The organism is Afipia sp. DC4300-2b1, from assembly GCF_049895725.1.
Classification (GTDB): Bacteria; Pseudomonadota; Alphaproteobacteria; order Rhizobiales; family Xanthobacteraceae; genus Afipia; species Afipia broomeae.
This window is the reverse complement of record NZ_JAFCSX010000003.1, coordinates 345,844-362,871: the sequence shown is the minus strand read 5'-3', so window position 1 is coordinate 362,871 and position 17,028 is coordinate 345,844. Positions and strand designations below refer to the sequence as shown.

Genomic DNA, 17,028 nt, shown 5'->3' with positions numbered 1-17,028 from the left:
CCCTCCCGCCCGTTTCAAGGCGCGACTTTTCCTCTCTTTCGAACCGTATCCCCGCTTAAATCGACCAAGCGACAGAGCGGTTGTCGCGTGCCCGTGCTAGTGTGGTGGTTCGCAAGTCCGCATCATGTCTACGGCGCGTTCTTTGCGGACTTGCGAACCAAAACCACACTGGAATCATAGTTTTCTGGTGTCCTTTTGAATCCGAAGTTCGCTATGGAGGTTGCTGTAAAATGAAGCGAACTTCGGATTCAGGACACTAGGCTGCCCACATCTCAGGTTTTGCGCTTCGGGTTTATTTGCAGGGAGTTTTAAATGTCCGGTTTCGATATTTTTGCGATCGCGTTCGTTCTGCTTGTGATCTTCACGCTGTTTGCCGGCGTGAAAACGGTGTCGCAGGGCTACGACTGGACCATCGAACGGTTCGGCAAATACACCCGCACGCTGGGTCCGGGCCTCAACATCATCATTCCCTACTTCGACCGCGTCGGGCGTAAGGTGAACATGATGGAGCAGGTGATCGAGATTCCGCAGCAGGAGGTCATCACCAAGGACAATGCCACCGTCACGGTGGATGGCGTCACCTTCTACCAGGTGTTTGATGCCGCCAAGGCAAGCTACGAAGTCTCCAATCTCAATCAAGCCATCGTGACGCTGACCATGACCAATATCCGCTCAGTGATGGGTTCGATGGATCTCGATCAGGTGCTGTCGCACCGCGATGAAATCAACGAGCGGCTGCTGCGCGTGGTCGATGCCGCCGTTTCGCCGTGGGGCGTCAAGGTCAACCGCATCGAGATCAAGGACATTGTGCCGCCGCACGATCTGGTCGAGGCGATGGGCCGGCAAATGAAGGCCGAGCGGGTCAAGCGCGCCGACATTCTTCAGGCCGAGGGCCAGCGGCAGTCTGAAATCCTGCGCGCAGAAGGCGCCAAGCAGTCGCAGATTCTTCAGGCCGAAGGCCGCCGAGAGGCTGCATTCCGTGATGCCGAGGCCCGCGAACGTGCGGCGGAAGCCGAAGCGAAAGCGACTGAGATGGTCAGCAATGCCATCGCCAGCGGCGATGTCGCTTCGCTCAACTATTTCATCGCGGACAAGTACATCAAAGCATTTGGTCAGCTTGCGGAGTCGCCGAACCAGAAGATCATCATGCTGCCGATCGAAGCGACCGGCATGCTCGGGTCGCTTGCGGGCATCGGAGAGATCGCAAAGGCGACCTTTGGCGAGAGCGCGACGTCCGCTACCGCAGGAGTTCGCCGTCCGCCCACCGTGCCGAACACCAATCCGAAAGCGTGATCGATATGGTTGAACTCCTGTCGAAACTCGGGACGTGGAACTGGCTCATCATCGGCCTGGTGCTGATGTCGATTGAGACGTTTGCGCCCGGCGTGTTCATGCTGTGGCTCGGCCTTGCGGCGCTGATCGTTGGGCTGCTGTCATTTGGCATCGCGTGGTCGTGGCAGGCGCAGGTCATTGCGTTTGCCGCGCTGGCGATCGCGATGGTGCCGCTGTGGCGATACTACTCGGGACGAAATGCCAGGCCGACCGACAAGCCGTTTCTCAACAGGCGCGCGGAAGGCCTGGTCGGCCGCGTCTTCACGCTTGAGAAGCCAATCGTGGACGGCGTCGGCACGGTGAGGATCGACGATACGGTCTGGCGCGTTTCGGGCCCGGATGCACCTTCCGGCAGCCGTGTGAAGATCGTCAGCGCCGATGGGGCGAGTCTGAAAGTCGATGCAGCCTAGGTTCAATTGCCGTCATTGCGAGGAACATGGCGGCGAAGCAATCCAGTTTTATCCACAAGATTGCTTCGCTTCGCTCGCAATGATGCGAAGGGATGTTACGCCACGCCGGCGCGCAGAATATCGTGCAGGTGCACGATCCCGACAGGCGTCTTGCCCTCGGTCACGATTAGCGCGGTGATCTTTGATGCGTTGAGAATTTCCAGCGCCTCGCTGGCAAGCAGATCCGGGCTGATGGTCTTTGGATTTTTCGTCATCACCTCGTCGACGCTTGCCGTCATCAGGTCGGGCCGCATGTGACGCCGTAAATCGCCATCGGTCACGATGCCGGCGATCTCGCCGCGCGCGTCGACGATGCCGACACAGCCGAAGCCCTTGGATGTCATCTCCACCAGCGCGTCGGACATCCTGGTGCCGAGCGGCTTCACCGGCACCGCCTCGGCCTTGTGCATCAGGTCGCGCACAAATTTCAGCATGGCGCCGAGCTTGCCGGAAGGATGCAGGGCGCTGAAATCGAGCGCGGTAAAACCTCGGCTTTCCAGCAGCGCCACGGCAAGCGCGTCGCCGAGCGCAAGCTGCATCAGCGACGACGTGGTCGGGGCGAGATTGTGCGGGCAGGCCTCACGCGCCTTCGGCAAGGTCAGCACGATGTCGGCGGCGGCGCCCAGCGTGGAGTCCGCTTCCGACGTGACCGCGATCAATCCGATCCGGAAGCGGCGCGAATAGTTGATCAGGTTTTTGAGTTCAGCGGTCTCGCCGGACCACGACAGCGCCATGATGACGTCGTCGGGCGTGATCATGCCGAGATCGCCGTGGCTGGCTTCCGCCGCGTGGACGAAGAATGACGGCGTGCCGGTGGAGGCGAAGGTCGCCGCCATCTTCTTGCCGATGTGGCCGGATTTGCCGAGGCCCGTCACGATCAGGCGGCCCTTGGCATCGCGGACGCGCGCGATGGCGGCATCGAAAGCCGCCCCGAGATCCGACTGCAGGGCGTTCACGAGTGCGGTGATGCCGCTCGCCTCGGCATCCAGGGTGCGCAGCGCGGACTCGATGGCGGCAGATGCCGCGCGAGTCGCGGAAGGGGTCGCCGTCCGCGGTTTTGAAGTGGCCATGCGGGATTCCGGTTGAAGAGGACGGCAGCGCGACGCGCGCGCCAATCCGGGACATTTCCTAGCACATTCAAGCGCCTGAGGCGACGCGCCAGGCCGCCCGCAACGCTCCGTTAACCATAATTGTTTTAACTCTGTTAACGGCGTTCAGCAACGCCGGACGGCAGTGTTTTTGGCCGCCAATTGCTTGAAGTTGTTTCGTTTTCCGGCGCGGTCCCACGTGGCTTTCGGGGCCGGGAGAAGAGTGAAAAGTGCAGGGCTCACAGCAACCTGTCCGGTTGTGGGATCATCGCTGGCGCGCGTCCGGATGGCGCGTGCTGCCGGTGTGCTGCGTGCTGATCCTGTGGAACCCTGCAACGGCGCTGGCGCAGGCGCTGACCGCGGACATGATGAACCCGGCGCAGGGCGGTTTTGCGCCGGCGGACAAGTCGCTGCTTCGCAAGACGGCGGACAACGGGGCCGACGACGACACGCCGAAGCGCAGTGCCAGGGCGCCGTCGCGGATCGGGGCGATTCCGACCTACGGTGTCCCGCCTGCTTCAGGGGCGGCGGATGTCGGATTCGACTCGCTCAACCGCACACGCAAGAAGCCGAAACTTTATCCCGGCGCACCGAAGCCGAAGATCGCTGGTCCCGGCAATCCGCCGCCCGCCGCACCCAAAGCAAAGATCGCTGCGCCGGTTTCGCAATCGGTCGCCGGCACGTTCCCCGGCCAGCCGCAACGCCGCCGCCTGAAGGTGGACGACGATCCGTTCGCCAATGTCGGCTTCCACACCGGCACGTTTCTCACCAAGGCCGCGGTCGAGCTTTGGGGCGGCTACAACACCAATCCCGGACGCATCAACACGCCGAAGGGTTCGGCGTTCTACACGGTCGCGCCTGAATTGCTGATCGCGTCCGACTGGGAGCGCCATTCGCTGATCGCGGACCTGCGCGGCTCGTTCACCGGTTACGAGGCGACATTTCCGCCAACCGCCAGCGGGCCGTCGCCGGTGCCGACCAGCATCGACGCGCCGACCTTCAACGGCAAGATCACGGGCCGCGTCGATGCGGCGCGCGATACCCGCATCAATACCGAACTGCGCATGCGGGTCTTCACCGACAATCCCGGCTCGCCGAACATCCAGGCGGGCCTGGCGCAATATCCGCTGGCAACGAATATCGGCGGCACCGCAGGTGTCGAACACGATTTCAACCGGCTGACGGTTTCCGTCGCCGGCCTCGCGGACCGAACGACCTATCAGCAGTCGAAGCTCACCGACGGCTCGACCTTCACCAACGACGACCGCAACTTCAACCAGTTCGGCGGACTTGGGCGCGTCAGCTACGATCTGATGCCTGGTCTCAAGCCGTTCGGCGAGTTCTCCGCCGACACGCGTCTTCACGACGTGAAGTCCGATCGTTCCGGCTATCAGCGCGATTCCACGGGCGGCTACGTGAAGGCCGGCACCTCGTTCGAGTTTTCGCGGCTGCTGACCGGCGAGGCCGCAATCGGCTATTCGCGGCGCACCTATCAGGATCCGCGCCTCACCGACATGAAAGGCCTGCTCACCAGCGCGTCGCTGATCTGGACTGCGACCGGGCTGACCACGGTGCGGTTCGATGCGACATCCTCGATCGACGAGACCACGCTGCCGGGCGTCTCCGGCGTGATCTCCCGCGATTACTCGCTCCAGGTCGATCATGCGTTCCGGCGCTGGCTGATCGGCACGGCGAAGGTCGGCACCGGGACGTCGGACTACGACGGCACCCGCTTCGACCGGCGCTACTTTGTGGAAGGCGATCTGGTCTACAAGCTGTCGCGCACGTTCCAGATCAAGGGACAGGTGCGGCACGACTGGTTGAACAGTTCCGCCAACGGCGCGAGCTCTGCCGCGACCGTGGTGATGCTCGGCATCCGCGTGCAGCGCTAGCGGCACCCGCCTGCGGATATGCGCCGTTGTCCGGTCGCTCCATTCCGGCGCAATCCGGAAATATTTCGTTAACTCCGAACAATATGAAACCAATCATCTAAAGACCGCCGCAACGAATTGAGCGCATTCAGGCACGTTCAAGGGAAAGGGTGCGATGCGGTTGCGTTTGCCAAAGGGTCGGCCGGGGCGAAGTTCGGCCAAGCTGCTGGTGTGGTGCTCGATTGCGACGATCGTCGGCTTCTCGGCGGTCTGCGGCAGCATGATGCTCGACATGCGCCGCAGCGAGCAGGCGCTGGCGCTTCGATCCATGGAAAACCTCGCCACGACGATCGATTCCGATATCAGCCGCAACATCGAACTCTACGATCTGTCGCTGCGCAATGTCGCGAACAACATGATTGAGCCGGAACTCGCCGGCGTCAGCAAGCGGTTGCTCAACCTCATTCTGTTCGACCATGCCGCGACCGCTAAGCACTTTGGCGCGATCCAGGTGTTCGACGCCGCGGGCAATCTCCTCCACGATTCCGCGACGGACGATCCAAAGCCGGAAAATCGCTCCGACGAAAACTATTTCTCGGTGCACCGGGATAACCCCAATGCCGGTCTGTTGATCAGCCGGCCAGGTCTGCATCGCGGTGCTTACGCGATCGTTCTCAGCCGCCGGATCACAGGCAGGGACGGCGCCTTTCTCGGCGTGGTTGCGGGCTCGTTGCGGTTCAGCTACTTCCACGACCTGTTCGAGCGCCTCAGCCTTGCAGCGGAGGATGTTATCAGCGTTGTCCGGCGGGATGGCGTGGTGATCATGAGGACGCCGTTCGATCTGGATGTGATCGGCAGGGACCTCAGCCAGAGTCCCGGTGTCAAACGTGTCCTCGTGGAGCAGAGCGGAACGTTTGAAGGGGCCGGCGCGATCGATCCGATCCAGCGTCTCTATGTGTGGCGCGACAGCAGTCATCCGCTGGTCGTTATCGTCGGCAAATCCTGGACTGACATCTTCGCCATCTGGCGCAGCCAGGCGTTGCGGGTCGGGGGGATCATGCTGGCGCTGATCGCATTCGTCGCCGGAGCGACAATGATGCTGGCACGGGAAATCAAGCGGCGCGGGCGTGCCGAGGACAAGCTCGCAGAACTCGCCATCACCGATGCGCTGACCGGGCTCAGAAACCGCCGCAGGTTCGATCAGGTCATCGCGCAGGAATGGCTGGGGGCGCAGCGCCGTCAGGAGCCGCTCGCGCTTCTGATGATCGATGCCGACCACTTCAAGACCTACAACGATATGTTCGGGCATCAGGCCGGCGACCAGGTATTGGTGCGGATCGCAACCAGCATCGCGGGTGCGGTGGAGCGTGCGAGAGATTGCGCCGCGCGTTACGGCGGCGAGGAATTCGCGGTGCTGCTGCCGGGGCTTTCGGCCGATATGGCGATTGCGATCGGTGAAAACATCCGCACCAGTGTGGAAATGCTGTCCGCGGACAAATGAGCCACCACCGTCAGTGTCGGTGTGGCGAGTGTCGTGCCGAATGAAGCTATGCAGCCGGCGCACCTGATCGAAGCGGCCGACAAGGCCCTGTACGAAGCCAAGTCGCGCGGCCGTAATCAGTCGGTGGCGACGCCGAGAGTGCATCTGTCGCGCGTCGCGTAACGGATTCAATTTTCAAACAGCATGCGCGCGTGGGGCTTGCTCCATTCGCGCCAACGAAAGGCGTGCGCGTTCGCTCTCGCGCATTGCGCGAGGTGAGCTTTTCGTTGTGCCCCTCACAGCGCGCGCGAGGCCTGCCTCGTTCGCGCCCTCAATATGAGGGGCATGGAGCGCCGCGAGGCGCACCTTGTCTTTGTCTCGCTTCCGGCATCGCGTGCGAGGCGATGGTCTTCCGGAAGCGCATCGCCTTGCGGCGCTCCATTGCGGGACTTTAGGCGAGGGGACCGTACTTCCGGGTGCGGACGGGGGAGGTTACTCGACCCCTGATCCGGACGGCTTTCGCCGCCTTCGTCCGCTCCGCGTCCAGCCGGCGAACGGCAGAGCCACATAGTTGGCCCGGACGGTGACCCCAGCCTCCCGGGCGCGTGTGTGCGAGACACGCGCGCAGGCGCCGCATCCCTGCTCCGCCTTAAAGACGCCTCTAGAAAGCGCCCCTCACGAACAGGACATGGCGAACTTAAGCGCGCTTCAGAGCACGGGGACGCGTATCCCCATCACGAAATGTTTCGAGCCGCGCGCCTGCAATACTTTCCGCCGTCATTCCGGGGCGCGCGGCTTCGCGCGAACCCGGAATCCATGGCCATTTCGGAGATCGTCGCAATCATGGATTCCGGGCCTGCGCCAAGTGGCGCATCCCGGAATGACGGTGAGATACTCGCGCGAAGACGCGCGCCCCGGAATGACGGGTGTGCGGCAACGGGACGGCGGCCATCAAGCGGTGTGTAAACCGGACCGGCTCTTGACATCACGATCGCCAAAAGAACAAATAGGGAACAAAAAATCAGACCGCGACTCGCCGGGCGCTGTGTCCGGTGTGGCGGAATCTTTGCCAGCATCGGAGAGCCATCATGTTCACACCGGCCACCCAGCAGGACATCGACCGTTACGACCGGGCCGTCGACAGTGCGATCGCGACCTGCGGCGGCGATCTGCGCGGCGCGCTCAAGGCGCTGATCATCGCCAATGAATATCTGGAGGAGGAGTTACGGCAGGTGCTGGATGCGGTCGAGGCGCATGCCGTGAGCGCGATGCCGCGTAGGGAAGTGGCTTAGTAAGGCTCCGGCAGACAACGAGGGAGCTATCCAAGATTATGATGTCATCCCCGCGAAAGCGGGGATCCATCATCACGGAGCTTTCCATTTTGCGAGAGATGCCTGAACGATCATCTCGGCATTTGATGGTTATGGGTCCCCGCTTTCGCGGGGACGACACTGTTGTTGCATCAAGACGCGTGCAGAATTGCGCGACTGGCTATCTTAAGGACAGACGCCTACTTCATCAGCTCTTTCGCCAGCGCCATGTACATCGGCAGCGAGACCGGATCGTTGGCGGCGTTGGCCGCCATCGGATGCGAGGCGTAGCGGGCGATCACCATCTCCGCGGTCGGATCGACATAGATGCTCTGGCCATAGATGCCGCGCGCCGTGTAGGCGTTGTGCTCGTTGTGGGTGATCCACCACATGTCGCGATAGGACCAGCCCTTCAGCAGCGTGTAACCGGCCTTGGCGAAGTCCTCCTTCTTGCCGCCCTGTGTCACATCGGCGACGGCGGCTTCAGGAATGACCTGCTGTCCGTTGAACTTGCCCTTGTTGCGCATCATTTCGCCGAAACGCGCGAGGTCGCGCAGCGCGGTGTTGTAGCCGCCACCGCCGGATTCGGTGCCGACGCTGTCGACCATGAAGTAGCCGTCCTGCTCGGCGCCGAGCTTCGACCAGATTTCCGATGACAGCAGCGCCGCCAGAGACTGGCCTGAGGCGCGCTTGACGATCCAGGCCAGCACTTCGGCGTTCGCCGTCTTGTAAGCGAAGGCCTGTCCGTGCTCGCCTTCCTTGTTCAGCTTGACGAGGAAGTCGTAGAAACTGCGCGGCCCCTGATAACCGGGCGCGATCGGCATCATGCCGCCGGCGCGGGCATAGTCGAACACCTCGGCGTTCGGATCGGAATAGTTCTCCGAGAACTTCACGCCGATGGTCATGTCCATCACCTGGCGCACGGTGGCGTCGCCATAGGCCGTGTCCTTCAGTTCGGGCACATACTTCGGGACGGGGGCTGCGGGGTCGAGCTTGCCGTTGGCCGCGAGCACCGCCGCCAGCGTGCCGACGAACGACTTCGTCACCGAGAACGCGATGTGCGGAAGTTGCGGGCTGCCTTCCCCGAAATACTTTTCACAGACGATCTTGCCCTTGTGCAGCACGACGATGCCGTCGGTATAGGTCAACTGCATTGCGTCGTTGAAGGTGATGGCCTTGCCGTCCATCGTTGTGATGGCGACGGCGCCGAGATCCTTTTCGGCGCGCGGCAGCGGCACGAGGGGTCCTTCGCCGCGCGACACTGTCGCGGTCGGCACCAGTTCGCGGAAATGGCTGAACGACCAGCGCGTGTTCGGGAAACGTGACGACGACCCATCGATAAAGCGGATGGTCTTGTCCGGCGGGGGCGGAAAGCCCTGCATCAGGCCGAGCGTCTTCGGATCGGTCTGCGCCGCCGTCGGAAGCGGCTGGGCGGTTTGCGCATTCAGGGCCGTCGAAGACAGCGTGCCTGCTCCCGTGAGCGCGAGGAGGGCGGCGGCATATCGTGCGGCGTGCGTGCGGATGGTCATGGCATTTCCCCGGCAGTTATTCTTGTTGGCGGCGAAGCCTAACCGAGCACCTCATCGCAAACCACATCTATTGCAGTAGTTTATGCAACAAAAAAACCGCGAGACGAATGTCTCGCGGTTGGTCGTGATCGCTCAGGGCGAAAAACTTACGGGCAGGGATAGCGGTTGCCGTCGTTGTTGAGATACGTGCCCGATGCGGGATCGTAGGAGCGATAGCGTTGCGAGCAGTAGGCCGCATTCTGCTGGGCCTGCGCCTGCGACGACGCAATGGCGCCGCCGATGATCGCACCCGCGGCGAGGCCGATGCCGACGCCTGCCGCCGTGCCGCCGTAGCCACGCCGATAGTAGCCGCCGCGATAGCCATAACGGGGACCGTAGCCGTAACGCGGGCCGTAGCCACGGCGAACCGGATAGTACTGAACGTTCTCAACGTTGCCTGAGGCCGCGCCGGACAGCATCGTGTTGTTCATCAGCGGTGCCGCGGCTGCGGGCTGCGCGACGGCGAGGGCTGCCGAACCGGCAAGAAGTGCGGCTGCGAGAAGTTTTGTTGTTCGCATGTATTTTCCTTCAATGCGCGTAAGGGGGTGAGGTGGAGGTTTGAAAATGCGACGTCGCGAGGCGCGACTGTCTCTGGGGTGGGTGATGGTAACCCTTTGTGGTCCAAAAGGTTCCGTATCATCGCACCTCGATGGCGAGGGCCGGACACAAGTCCGTGTGCCCTCTCTCCGAACGGGTCATTCTTCGGGTTCGCGAATGCGGCGGCGATCCTTCACGACACCGATCGTAACGCCCATGCGCTCGACCCTGGCGATGACTTTTCCTGCGAGAATGCGATCGCAGTTCATGTGCGTCGGCGCGATGTAGAAATCGGCAAGACGCCAATCGCTCATCTTGATCCATTGCAGGTTCGGCCGCGCATACTCCTCATAGGAGACGCGCTCGCCGCACACGGCGACGCGGTAGGTTTTGGTCTGCGCGGTCGCGGGCTCGGTGCGGTCGAGGAAGTCGTGAAGCTCTTCGACGGCTTCCGGCATGCTGTTGACCCAGTAGTCGGTGACGAAGCGGCGCGACGCGCCTTCCAGCCCGCCGACGAGCTGGTTGTAATAGAGATACTCGTACGGGTGCAGATGATACAGCTTGCCCGCGGTCCACGTGAAACAGGTCGCAACGATCGCCAGCCACACGATCAGGACATTGCGATGCAGACGCGCGAGCGCGCCGATGGATGTGCTCAGGCCGATGCCTGCGAGGATGGCGATGGCGGGAAACACAAACAGGAAGTGCCGGCAGCCGTCGAATGCCGGTCCTTCCACCACGACCTGGCAGGCCACAGGGAAAAACGCCGTGAAAGCGACGATGCCGATCTCACGGCGCCGGCGGCCTGGGAAACCGCCGGCCCGCACCGGCAACGCCAGCAGTTCGAGCGTAAGAAGCATGCCGCCGAGCGTCAGCAGCGGCAGCCGGATGGCGATGTAGGTCGGCACGTAGGCGCGCGGCACATCGGCCATCTCGTAGACCTGGCCGAACAGGATGGTGCGGATGTGATAGTGAAATTCGCCGAACGACATCAGCCCGCGGACCGGATTGAGCGGTGAGAGCGCCGCCCACGGCCATGTCGCGATCATGATGAGATAGGCGATCACCAGCGCAGGCATGAACCAGAGCAGCGAGCGCAATGCGAACCGTGTGCGCTCCTGCCAGTGACCGATCACAGGGCGCGGCAGATTGATCAGGATCGTAAGGCCGAGATATCCCACCATCAGCAGGCTGAGCGATCTGATGCCGAGCGCAGCGCCGGTCATGATGCCGAAGCCGATCACGTCGCGCATACGCGGCGTCGGCAGGTCGCGGCTGGCGCGGATCAGGAAGAACATCGCGCCGGCCATGAAGGAGGCGAGCGGGATGCCTTTGGTGTGGTTGTACATCGCGCCATACCATGAGCCGCACAGCGCAAGCGCAATAATGGCGAAGAAGGCGGCGCGCGGCCCGGCGATCAGCCGTGTGGTGGCGCCCGCGGCGGCGATCCCGCCAATGCCGATCAGCGCACACAGCAGATGGCGCAGTTCATACTGATCGACCGGGATGATGGCGCTTAAGCCAAGCCCCAGGAGATCGAACAATCCGCCGTAGAGATAAAGATTGTCGAGCTTGAACAGCGACTGGTCGGTGAAGCCGCTCTTGTAATAGGCGATGATCAGCTCGCCGTACCGATGCTGCACGCCTTCGTCGTTGGAGATCGCGTAATCCTGGAAGGTCCAGATCGCGAGGACGACAAGGGCTGTCAGTGCCGTGCAGGAGGCGAGATCGAAGACATTGCGGCGGCTGATCCAGAGCGCATAACGCTTCAGCCGCTCGCCAAGGCCGGCGCCGGCGAGATTGCGGCCGGAAATATCCAGCCCGCCACTTACGGAATCGGTCATCCCCCTGCGTCCTCAGCCCCTTCGCCATGCCCCATGACGATGCCGGCGTCTGTGGCCAGCTTGGGTTGACCATAGGTGCTAATGATAGGATCGCTCAAGAAAATTGCATTTTGCGATGCGAGATGGAGCATCGGAAAAAAGTATCAGACAACCACCGTTAACCGTTTCGCGGCGCGGGTGATGCCGGTGTAGAGCCAGCGCGCGCGGCTGTCCTGGAAGGCGAAGCTTTCGTCGAACAGCACGACGTCGTTCCACTGCGAGCCCTGGGATTTGTGCACGGTCAGCACATAGCCGTAGTCGAACTCGTCATAGGGCCGGCGCTGTTCCCACGGGATATCCTCGATCCCGCCGCTGAAGCAGTCCTGCCGCACGGAGACCTTCGTGACCTTCGCGCCGAATTCCTCGTCCGGCGACAGCCGCATGGTGAGAATCTTCGACTTCGACGGTGTGCGCGATTTCACGCGCCAAAGTCCGCCGTTGAACAGTGCCTTCTTGCGGTTGTTGCGCAGGCAGACCAGCTTGTCGTCGGCCACCGGCAACGGATCCTCGATGCCCTGCTTCTGCCGAACGCGCATGTTGTACGCGCGCCGCGTGTTGTTGCGGCCGACCAGAACCTGATCAGCGCCCATGACGCGGTCCGGATCGAGCGCGTCGCGCCGCACGACCTCGCTTTCGCCGAAGGTGCCGAGATCGAGACTGCGGCCCTCGCGCACCGCCATCGACATCCGCACGATCGGATCGTCCTGCGCCTGACGGTGCACTTCGGTGAGCATCGCATCCGGCTCGGCATCGGTGAAAAAGCCGCCGCCCTGGATCGGCGGCAACTGCGCCGGATCGCCCAGCACCAGCAAGGGGCAATCGAACGACATCAGGTCGCGGCCGAGTTCCGCGTCGACCATCGAGCATTCGTCGATCACGATCAGCTTGGCCTTGGAGGCGGGCGCATCGTCCCACAATTCAAAGCTCGGCTGCTCCTCGCCGGATTCGCGGGTGCGGTAGATCAGCGAATGAATGGTGGAGGCATTGTCGCAACCCTTGTTGCGCATCACCAGCGCGGCCTTGCCGGTGAAGGCCGCGTATTTCACGTTGCCGTTGACGCCCTCCGCAATATGCCGCGCCAGGGTAGTCTTGCCGGTGCCGGCATAGCCGAACAGCCGGAACACCGGCGGCGTGCCGTTCTTGCCCGGCTTGGCCTTGAGCCAGTCGGCGACGGCGCGAAGCGCCTGATCCTGATGCGGCGTGAAGGAGGTCATCGTGATGTGCTGGATACTTCAAATAAGACGAACCGCAAGCGGATAAGGCGCCGCTGGCGGGGCAGATGTGCATACCTGACTCGCGGCCCTTATGATGACAAATTATGCGGCGTTTCGTGACGAAACATCCGTCGCCATCGCCGCCGCTTCTCATATATGGTTCGGCCTGAAGATCCCAAATCGACCGGTGCGCCATGGAACGGCTTTTTCTTCAGATTGCCACCGCTTTCAGCGCGCTGGTGCTGCTTGGTCTTGGACTGTGCGGGGTGGCTCTCGGTGTTCAGTTTCTGCATGGCGTCGGCACCATCACGGTCGATAATTACTTCCGGCTTCTCTCGGGAATGATGGCCGGAATGGGTTTCGTGCTTCTGGCCTCGATCCCGCATGTCGAGCGGTATCGCGAGCGGTTCGGAATTCTGACCTTCATGATCATGCTCGGCGGTCTGGCGGAACTGTATGCGGTGCTGCTGCACGGCGTTCCGAGCGTCGGCGCAATGTTCGGCCTGTTCATGTCGTTGATTTACGCGCCGCTGCTGTGGCTGCTGCAACGGCATGTCGCCAGACGCGCCGCACCGGGTGCGCACTGACAGGCACAGAAACGCACATGGCGAGAATCTTCAAGCGCGTGTTTATCGGACTTGTTGTCGCATTTGTTGCGGTGGTGTTCGGCCTGTTCGCCTACAATTTCTATCTCCGATCCACCGCAGGTGACGATCCCGCGCCGCCGGTGATCTACGAGCGCTCCAACCGGCCGTCCCGCGCCTGAAGCGCTGCGGCGCGATGCCGGTTGCGCCCCGACAGTCCATATCTGTAAGTTAACGCCACGCTGCGCCTAGCTGGCGATGGGGGTGTCCCCGAAACAACAATAAACGGGGAGACGCCGCCATGAGTTCTGCTGAAAATTCGTTCGACTTCACGCCGCTGCTGGCCAGCGGATTGCCGCCTGCGGCTGCGAAATGGAACGGCTTCCCGAAGTACAATTTCGTCGGTGGCAACAATGACGCCGATCAGGTGCCGGTCGACCGGCTGCTGGCGGCATCGACCGCGGTGCTGACGCGGGAAGGTGCGACACTTGCGACCTATGGGCTCAACAGCGGACCGCTCGGCTATCGGCCCTTGCGTGAATTCCTTGTCGGCAAGCTCAGGCGCGATGCGGGCATTACCTGCACCGCCGATGAAATCCTGATCACGTCGGGCTCGCTGCAGGGCCTCGATCTGGTCAATGCGCTTCTCACATCGCCGGGCGATACCGTGCTGATCGAGCAGGAGTGCTATCAGGGATCGATCACGCGGCTGGTGCGGCGCGGCGTCAATATCGTCGGCATTCCGCTTGATGATGACGGCATGCGGATCGATGCCGTCGCCATGGCGCTTGCGGATTTGAAGGCGAAAGGCATTCGGCCGAAATACATCTACACTATTCCGACGGTGCAGAATCCGACCGGGACCATCATGAGCGAGCAGCGGCGCGCCGAACTGCTGAAACTGTCCGAAGAGTACGGCGTGCCGATTTTCGAGGACGATTGCTACGCCGATCTGATCTGGAGCGGCAAGCGTCCGCCCGCGCTCTACGCCATGAGCAGGACCGGCGGCGTCATCCATATCGGCTCGTTCTCCAAGTCGGTCGCGCCGGCGTTGCGTGTCGGTTACATCGTGGCGCCCTGGGCGGTGCTATCGCGCATTCTGCCGATCAAGACCGATGCGGGCTCCGGCGCGCTTGAGCAGATGGTGCTCGCGGAATTCTGCACAGCGCATTTCAGCGATCACGTGCCGAAGCTGGCGCGGGGCCTGCGCGTGAAGCTGGAAGCGATGATGGAGGCGCTGGCCGAGCAGTTCGGCACCGCCGCCGAATTCGACGATCCGCCGGGCGGAATCTTTCTCTGGGTCAAGCTGCCCGATAACGTCGATACGATGAAGCTCTATCAGGCGGCGCTGGCGTCGGGCATTGCGATCAATCCGGGTACGGAATGGTCGGTCAACGCGGGATACAGCAAGAGCCGGTTGCGGCTGTGTTTCGCCAGTCCGTCGGTGCAGGAGATCCGCGACGGCGTTGCGGCTCTGGCCGAGGTGTGCCGCAGGGAATTCGGCGTGCCCAGCCGCAGCGCGAATGTGGAACGGACGAGTTAACTCTCATGATGCAAAAGATTCTGATCGGTCTGATTGCCATGATCGGATCGTTTCTCGCGCTGATCCTGCTGCAGCCGTCGGACTACCAGATTGCGCGGACGACCACGATCGCCGCACCGCCGCAGGATGTCTTCGCGCAGATCGACGATTTCCATCGCTGGCAGGCGTGGTCGCCCTGGGCGGAGCGCGATCCAAAGGCAAAGGTCTCGTTCGACGGTCCCGCCAGCGGCAAGGGTGCGGTGTTCGCCTGGTCGGGCAACAACGAGGTCGGCGAGGGACGCATGACGCTGGTGGAAAGCCGGCCAGGCGCGCTCGTGAAAATCAGAACCGATTTTGTGAAGCCGTTCGTGGGATCCAGTTATTCCGACTTCACATTGAAGGGGGAAGGCGAGGGTACTTCTTTGACGTGGAACATGTCCGGCCAGAACGATTTTATCGGCAAGGCGATCTGTCTCTTTGTCAGCATGGACAAGGTGCTGGGCGGCGAGATGGCGAAGGGACTCGCGGGCATCAAGCGGATCGCGGAAGCGACCGCGAAAAAGCCGGCGCAGAATTAATCCGCGCCTGCAAAATGGCTTTCCCTCCGCGTCGTCTCCGCGAAAGCGGGGTTCATTTTAGAATCGTCATGGCCGGGCTTGACCCGGCCATCCATCTTTATGAACGTATTTTTTTTGAAGAATGATGGATGCGCGGGTCAAGCCCGCGCATGACATCCTTCGATTATTCACGCCGCTGCGACACCGCGCAGTTCGCCGGAGCCCGGCGGCGGGATCGGCTGGCCGTCGTCGGCGTATTCGTTGAGCTTGTTGCGCAGGGTGCGGATCGAGATGCCGAGAATGTTCGCGGCATGGGTGCGGTTGCCGAGGCAATGCTTCAGCGTTTCAAGGATCAGGTCGCGCTCGACGTCGGCCACGGTGCGTCCGACCAGCGCGCGGGTGACCTGCTCGGCGGCGAAGGTCGCATGCGCCACGGCGGGCGGCGTCTTCGCCGTGTCGAGGCGATCGCCGTCCGGCGAGAGAATGGCGTCTGGCCCGATCTCGTCGCCGCTCGCCATCAGCACCGCGCGGTGCATGGTGTTCTCCAGCTCGCGGACGTTGCCCTGCCAGCGGTTGGTGGTCAGCACGCGGCGCGCTTCCGCCGAAATCGGCCGCAGCGGCACGCCATTGGCGTCGGCATATTTCTTGGCGAAATGTTGCGCCAGTTCGAGAATATCGGCGGGGCGGTCACGCAGCGCCGGAATTTTCAGGTTCACGACGTTGAGACGGAACAGCAGGTCCTCGCGGAATTTGCCTTCCTTGACGGCGTCGGCGAGATTGCGGTTCGAGGTTGCGATGATGCGAATGTCCACCGGCACCGGGCGAGTGCCGCCGACGCGGTCGATGACGCGCTCCTGAATCGCGCGCAGCAGCTTCGACTGCAGGCGGACGTCCATTTCCGAGACTTCGTCCAGCAGCAGCGTGCCGCCGGTGGCTTCTTCGAACTTGCCGATGCGCCGCGCGATCGCTCCGGTGAACGAGCCCTTCTCGTGGCCGAACAGTTCGGACTCCAGAAGGTGTTCCGGGATCGCGGCGCAGTTGATCGAGATGAACGGCTTCCGGGCGCGGTTGGAGCGGGTGTGGACATAGCGCGCCAGCACCTCCTTGCCGGTGCCGGATTCCCCGGTGATCATCACCGAAGCGTCGGAGCCTGCGATCTGCTGCGCCAGCTTCACCACGCGAGCCATGGCGTCGTCACGGTAGATGAGATCGCGCGAGTCGTTGGCGACCGCGGCCAGCACCGCCGCGATCAGTTCCGGATCGGGCGGCAGCGGGATGTATTCTTTCGCACCGGCATGGATGGCGGCGACCGCGGCGCGCGCATCGGTGGTGATGCCGCAGGCGACGATCGGAACATGGATATGTTCGGCCTCCAGGCGGATCACGAGATCGCGGATGTCGAGGGCGACATCGACCAGCAGCAGGTCGGCGCCCTTGCCGCCGCGCACCACACGCATCGCCTGTTCACTGTCTTCGGCGTGGGTCACCGTCGCGCCATTGTCCATGGCGATCTTGGTGGCGGTGGTAAGCTGGCCCTTCAGTGTGCCAACGATAAGAAGCCGCATGGTGGTCTCCTGTTATTAAGTCCTGCGAGTGGTCCGGGCCATTTTCGGCCTCGGTTTGCTCAAATGGA

The 17,028-nt window shown here is 62.5% G+C and carries 14 protein-coding genes and 1 pseudogene; 9 read left to right on the top strand and 6 right to left on the bottom strand.

The genetic code is table 11. The annotated features are described in order from the left end of the window. Positions 1 to 312: 312 nt before the first annotated feature. The gene (locus ACP7AL_RS14130) at positions 313 to 1,293 is read left to right on the top strand and encodes an SPFH domain-containing protein (RefSeq protein WP_425992231.1); all 981 of its coding nucleotides are present in this window, start codon (positions 313 to 315) and stop codon (positions 1,291 to 1,293) included. A gap of 5 nt (positions 1,294 to 1,298) precedes the next feature. Beyond that, positions 1,299 to 1,742 carry an NfeD family protein gene (locus ACP7AL_RS14125; RefSeq protein WP_425992229.1) on the top strand — a complete coding sequence of 148 codons (444 nt, stop codon included), beginning with the start codon at positions 1,299 to 1,301 and terminating at the stop codon, positions 1,740 to 1,742. A 95-nt stretch (positions 1,743 to 1,837) separates the two neighbouring features. On the opposite strand, the gene ACP7AL_RS14120 is transcribed toward ACP7AL_RS14125, so the two are convergent. Then, positions 1,838 to 2,851, bottom strand: coding sequence for a KpsF/GutQ family sugar-phosphate isomerase (locus ACP7AL_RS14120; RefSeq protein WP_425992227.1), 1,014 nt, complete (start codon positions 2,849 to 2,851; stop codon positions 1,838 to 1,840). A 248-nt stretch (positions 2,852 to 3,099) separates the two neighbouring features. On the opposite strand from ACP7AL_RS14120, the gene ACP7AL_RS14115 reads away from it, so the two are divergent. The 3 genes and pseudogenes from ACP7AL_RS14115 (at position 3,100) to ACP7AL_RS14105 (ending at position 7,512) form a co-directional block, all read left to right on the top strand. Further along, on the top strand, positions 3,100 to 4,761 hold the full coding sequence (locus tag ACP7AL_RS14115; protein WP_425992225.1) for an outer membrane beta-barrel protein: 1,662 nt from the start codon (positions 3,100 to 3,102) through the stop codon (positions 4,759 to 4,761). A 154-nt stretch (positions 4,762 to 4,915) separates the two neighbouring features. After that, positions 4,916 to 6,403, top strand: a pseudogene (locus tag ACP7AL_RS14110) (sensor domain-containing diguanylate cyclase). Positions 6,404 to 7,308: 905 nt separating this feature from the next. Continuing rightward, entirely contained in the window at positions 7,309 to 7,512 is a 204-nt protein-coding gene (locus ACP7AL_RS14105; protein ID WP_006018879.1) for a hypothetical protein, read from the top strand. 218 nt (positions 7,513 to 7,730) lie between these two features. Here ACP7AL_RS14105 and ACP7AL_RS14100 read toward each other — a convergent pair whose 3' ends face one another. The 4 genes from ACP7AL_RS14100 to ACP7AL_RS14085 all read right to left on the bottom strand — a co-directional run bounded on the left by ACP7AL_RS14100 (position 7,731) and on the right by ACP7AL_RS14085 (position 12,732). Further along, positions 7,731 to 9,059: a serine hydrolase domain-containing protein gene (locus tag ACP7AL_RS14100; RefSeq protein ID WP_425992223.1), complete on the bottom strand. Its 1,329-nt coding sequence runs from the start codon at positions 9,057 to 9,059 to the stop codon at positions 7,731 to 7,733. A 146-nt stretch (positions 9,060 to 9,205) separates the two neighbouring features. After that, positions 9,206 to 9,616, bottom strand: coding sequence for a BA14K family protein (locus ACP7AL_RS14095; RefSeq protein ID WP_425992221.1), 411 nt, complete (start codon positions 9,614 to 9,616; stop codon positions 9,206 to 9,208). A 177-nt stretch (positions 9,617 to 9,793) separates the two neighbouring features. Beyond that, positions 9,794 to 11,479, bottom strand: a complete 1,686-nt coding sequence (locus tag ACP7AL_RS14090; RefSeq protein WP_425992219.1) for a hypothetical protein — start codon at positions 11,477 to 11,479, stop codon at positions 9,794 to 9,796. A gap of 143 nt (positions 11,480 to 11,622) precedes the next feature. After that, the gene (locus ACP7AL_RS14085) at positions 11,623 to 12,732 is read right to left on the bottom strand and encodes an ATP-dependent DNA helicase (protein WP_006018883.1); all 1,110 of its coding nucleotides are present in this window, start codon (positions 12,730 to 12,732) and stop codon (positions 11,623 to 11,625) included. A gap of 194 nt (positions 12,733 to 12,926) precedes the next feature. Here ACP7AL_RS14085 and ACP7AL_RS14080 point away from each other — a divergent pair, with 194 nt between their 5' ends. The 4 genes from ACP7AL_RS14080 to ACP7AL_RS14065 all read left to right on the top strand — a co-directional run bounded on the left by ACP7AL_RS14080 (position 12,927) and on the right by ACP7AL_RS14065 (position 15,416). Then, the gene (locus ACP7AL_RS14080; protein WP_425992216.1) at positions 12,927 to 13,319 is read left to right on the top strand and encodes a DUF4345 domain-containing protein; all 393 of its coding nucleotides are present in this window, start codon (positions 12,927 to 12,929) and stop codon (positions 13,317 to 13,319) included. 17 nt (positions 13,320 to 13,336) lie between these two features. Further along, on the top strand, positions 13,337 to 13,498 hold the full coding sequence (locus ACP7AL_RS14075; protein ID WP_006018885.1) for a hypothetical protein: 162 nt from the start codon (positions 13,337 to 13,339) through the stop codon (positions 13,496 to 13,498). Between the two features lie 119 nt (positions 13,499 to 13,617). Then, complete coding sequence (locus ACP7AL_RS14070; protein WP_425992214.1) at positions 13,618 to 14,859, top strand: PLP-dependent aminotransferase family protein; 1,242 nt, start codon at positions 13,618 to 13,620, stop codon at positions 14,857 to 14,859. 5 nt (positions 14,860 to 14,864) lie between these two features. Beyond that, the gene (locus ACP7AL_RS14065) at positions 14,865 to 15,416 is read left to right on the top strand and encodes an SRPBCC family protein (RefSeq protein WP_425992212.1); all 552 of its coding nucleotides are present in this window, start codon (positions 14,865 to 14,867) and stop codon (positions 15,414 to 15,416) included. A gap of 167 nt (positions 15,417 to 15,583) precedes the next feature. On the opposite strand, the gene ACP7AL_RS14060 is transcribed toward ACP7AL_RS14065, so the two are convergent. Continuing rightward, positions 15,584 to 16,960, bottom strand: coding sequence for a sigma-54 interaction domain-containing protein (locus tag ACP7AL_RS14060; protein WP_024919478.1), 1,377 nt, complete (start codon positions 16,958 to 16,960; stop codon positions 15,584 to 15,586). Positions 16,961 to 17,028: the final 68 nt, after the last annotated feature.